This is a genomic window from Methylobacterium sp. WL18 (assembly GCF_008040015.1).
In the GTDB taxonomy this organism is placed as follows: domain Bacteria; phylum Pseudomonadota; class Alphaproteobacteria; order Rhizobiales; family Beijerinckiaceae; genus Methylobacterium; species Methylobacterium mesophilicum.
This window is the reverse complement of sequence record NZ_VRVD01000423.1, coordinates 1-4,110: the sequence shown is the minus strand read 5'-3', so window position 1 is coordinate 4,110 and position 4,110 is coordinate 1. Positions and strand designations below refer to the sequence as shown.

The window sequence follows — 4,110 nt, the reverse complement described above, 5'->3', positions numbered from 1 at the left end:
ATGCGCGCGTTCGACTGGTCGTCCTCGCCGCTGGGCCCGCCCGAGCGCTGGCCCCAGTGGCTGTCGGCCGCCGTGAGCCTGATCCACGGGTCGGGGTTCCCGATGTTCGTGGCCGTCGGGCCGGCGCTGGGCCTCCTCTACAACGACGCCTACGCGGATGTCCTGGGCAGCAAGCATCCGGCCGCCATGGGTGCGCGCCTCCGGGACGTCTGGGCGGAGATCTGGGCCGACCTCGCGCCCCTCGTCGAGGCGGCGATGGCCGGCGAGGCGACCTGGGTCGAGAACCGGCCCCTGGTCATGAACCGCCACGGCTACGACGAGGAGACCTGGTTCACCCTCTCCTGCGCGCCGCTCCGGGACGCGGACGGCGCGGTGGCCGGGGTGTTCTGCACCTGCACGGAGACCACGGCCCGGATGCGGGCCGAGACCGCGCTCCGGGAGAGCGAGGCGCGGTTCCGCAACATGGCCGACCACGCCCCGGTCATGATGTGGATGACTGGGGTCGACGGAGCCTGCACCTATCTCAACCGGCGCTGGTACGAGTACACCGGCCAGACCATCCCGGAGAGCCACGGCCTCGGCTGGCTCGACGCCGTGCATCCGGACGACCGGGATTCGTCGGGCCAGGCGTTCCTGGAGGCCAACGCCCGGCATGGCGCCTTCCGGGTGGAGTACCGCCTGCGCGGCGCCGACGGCCGCTACCGCTGGTTCATCGACGCGGCCCAGCCCCGCCTCGGGGAGGATGGCGGCTTCCGCGGCTATATCGGCTCGGTCACCGACATCCACGACCGCAAGGCCGCCGAGGAGCGCCTGGTCGAGACCTCGCGCCGCCTCGACGCCATCCTCAACAACACCTCGCAGGCGATCTTCCTGATGGATGAGCGCCAGCACTGCAGCTACATGAACCGCGCCGCCGAGACGCTCACCGGCTTCGCCCTGGAGGAGACCGAGGGCCGCGCCCTGCACGACGTGGTCCACCACACGCGGCCGGACGGATCGCCCTACCCGCTCTGCGAATGCCCGATCGACCAGGCCTTCCCGGAGAACGAGCGCGAGCAGGGCGAGGAGGTCTTCGTCCACAAGGACGGCTCGTTCTATCCCGTAGGCTTCACCGCGAGCCCGATCCGGAACGAGCGCGGCGAGCCGATCGGCACGGTCATCGAGGCCCGCAACATCGAGGAAGAGCTGCGCGCCAAGGCCGCCCTGGAGGCGTTCAACGCCACCCTGGAGCGGCGCGTGGCCGAAGAGGCCGCCCGGCGCGAGAAGGTCGAGGAGGCCCTGCGGCAGTCGCAGAAGATGGAGGCGGTCGGGCAGCTCACCGGCGGCATCGCCCACGACTTCAACAACCTGCTCACCGGCATCTCGGGCAGCCTGGAGCTGCTGCAGACGCGGATGAGCCAGGGTCGGATGACCGACCTCGACCGCTACATGACCGCCGCCCAGGGCGCGGCCAAGCGGGCGGCGGCGCTGACTCACCGCCTGCTCGCCTTCTCGCGCCGCCAGACCCTCGACCCCAAGCCCACCGACGTGAACGTCCTGGTCCACGGCATGGAGGAGCTGGTCCGCCGGACCGTCGGCCCGTCGATCCATATCGAGGTCGTCGGCTCGGCCGGCCTGTGGCCCGCCCTGGTCGATCCCGGCCAGCTCGAGAACGGGCTCCTGAACCTGTGCATCAACGCCCGGGACGCCATGCCGGAAGGCGGGCGCATCACCATCGAGACCGCCAACCGCTGGCTCGACGACCGCGCCGCCCGGGAGCGCGACCTGCCGCACGGCCAGTACCTGTCGCTCTGCGTGTCCGATACCGGGACCGGCATGCCCCCGGAGGTGATCGCCAAGGCCTTCGACCCGTTCTTCACCACCAAGCCCATCGGGCAGGGCACCGGGCTCGGCCTGTCGATGATCTACGGCTTCGCCCGGCAATCGGGCGGGCAGGTGCGGATCTATTCCGAGGTCGGTCAGGGCACGACCGTGTGCCTCTACCTGCCGCGCTTCCATGGCGACATCGCCGCCGCGGTGGCGATGCCGGATCCCGCCGCGGCGCCCCGGGCCGAGCAGGGCGAGACGGTCCTGATCATCGACGACGAGCCCTCCGTGCGGATGCTGGTGACCGAGGTCCTGGAGGATCTCGGCTACATGGCCATCGAGGCCGCCGACGGCCCGTCCGGGCTGAAGGTCCTGCAATCGGACGTGCGGATCGACCTGCTGATCACCGATGTCGGCCTGCCGGGCGGCATGAACGGCCGGCAGGTGGCCGATGCCGCCCGCGAGACCCGTCCCGGGCTCAAGGTGCTGTTCATCACCGGCTATGCCGAGAACGCCGCGGTGGGCAACGGCTACCTGGACGACGGCATGCAGGTCCTCACCAAGCCCTTCGTGATCGAGGCGCTGGCCTCGCGCATCCGGGACATGATCGAGACGTGAGGCCCCCGCGCTGTCCCGCGGCGCACGGGCGCCTCACGGCTGCTGCGGCGCCGGCGGCACTGACAAGGCGTGGCGCGGCCGCTACCGTGCGCGCGGCACCGGGGCGCGTGGGACCGCGGGGGGAAGCGTAGAGCAAGCCGATGACCGATACCGAAACGGCGTTCCCGGCCGGTCCGGCGCCGCGAATCTCGACGGGCGTTCCCGGTCTGGACGACATCCTCTGCGGCGGCCTGACCCCGAGCCGGCTCTACCTGCTCGAGGGCACGCCCGGAACCGGCAAGACCACCCTGGCGCTCCAGTTCCTGCGCGCGGGCGCGGCCCGGGGCGAGCCGACGCTCTACGTCACCCTGTCGGAGACCGGCCAGGAGCTCCGCGCGTCCGCCGCGACCCACGGCTGGTCCCTCGACGGCATCGAACTCTACGAGCTCGTCAACGAGATGGGGCTCGACCCCGACAGCGAGCAGTCGATCCTCCACCCGTCCGAGATCGAGCTCGGCGAGACCGTCCGGGAGGTCATCGCCCGGGTCGAGGCGCTGAAGCCCGAGCGGGTCGTGTTCGACTCGCTGTCGGAGCTGCGCCTGCTGGCCCAGAACCCGCTGCGCTACCGCCGCCAGATCCTGGCGCTCAAGCAGTTCTTCGCCAAGCGGGCCTGCACCGTGCTGATGCTCGACGACCGCACCTCGGAGACGGGCGACCTGCAGCTCCACAGCATCGCCCACGGGGTGGTCTCGCTGGAGCAGTCCCCGCGCGAGTTCGGCTCCGAGCGCCGGCGCCTGCGCATCGTCAAGATGCGGGGCATCAAGTACCGGGGCGGCTACCACGACTTCCTGCTTGAGACCGGCGGTATCCTGGCGTTCCCGCGCCTGATCGCGGCGGAGCACCACACGCCGTTCGACGCGACGGCGCGCTCCACGGGCTCGGACGCGCTCGACCTGCTGCTCGGCGGCGGACTGGTGCCCGGCACCAACACCCTGCTGCTCGGCCCCTCCGGGGTGGGCAAGACCACCATGGCCATCCGCTGCATGCTGACCGCCCTGGAGCGCGGCGAGCGGGGCACCTACTACCTGTTCGACGAGGGCCTCGCGACCCTGCTCGCGCGGTCGGCGACCCTTGGCATGGACCTGAGCCCGCATATCGCGGCCGGGCGCCTGACGATCACGCAGATCGACCCGGCCGAACTCTCCCCCGGGGAGTTCTCCAGCATGGTCCGGCAGGGCGTGGAGGAGCGCGGCTCCAGCGTCGTCGCGATCGACAGCCTGAACGCCTACCTGCACGCGATGCCGGGCGAGGAGTATCTCATCCTGCAGATGCACGAGATGCTGAGCTACCTGAACCAGCAGGGCGTCACGACGCTGCTGGTCCTGGGGCAGCACGGGGTCATCGGCGAGGTCCGCACCGACATCGATCTCAGCTATCTCAGCGATTCGATCCTGCTGTTCCGCTTCTTCGAAGCCAAGGGTGAGGTCCGCACGGCCCTGTCCGTGGTGAAGAGCCGGGTCAACGCGCACGAGCGCACCATCCGCGAGATGAAGCTGTCGGCGCACGGGATCCAGGTCGGCGAGGCCTTGGCCGATTTCGAGGGCGTGCTCACCGGCCTGCCCTCCTACCGCGGCACGGTGGCGATGCTGAGCGGCGACGACGCGCCCGCCGGCGGCCGCGCCCCGTGACGGCGTCGGCGCAGGACGA

Annotated in this window: 2 protein-coding genes; both read left to right on the top strand. The window is 71.0% G+C overall.

The genetic code is table 11. The features are described 5' to 3' along the window. Window positions 1-2,424, top strand: a 2,424-nt coding sequence (locus FV228_RS22110; protein WP_147856571.1) for a PAS domain-containing sensor histidine kinase, incomplete at its 5' end; no start/stop codon positions are given. A gap of 140 nt (window positions 2,425-2,564) precedes the next feature. Next, on the top strand, window positions 2,565-4,091 hold the full coding sequence (locus FV228_RS22105) for an ATPase domain-containing protein (protein ID WP_147856570.1): 1,527 nt from the start codon (window positions 2,565-2,567) through the stop codon (window positions 4,089-4,091). Window positions 4,092-4,110: the final 19 nt, after the last annotated feature.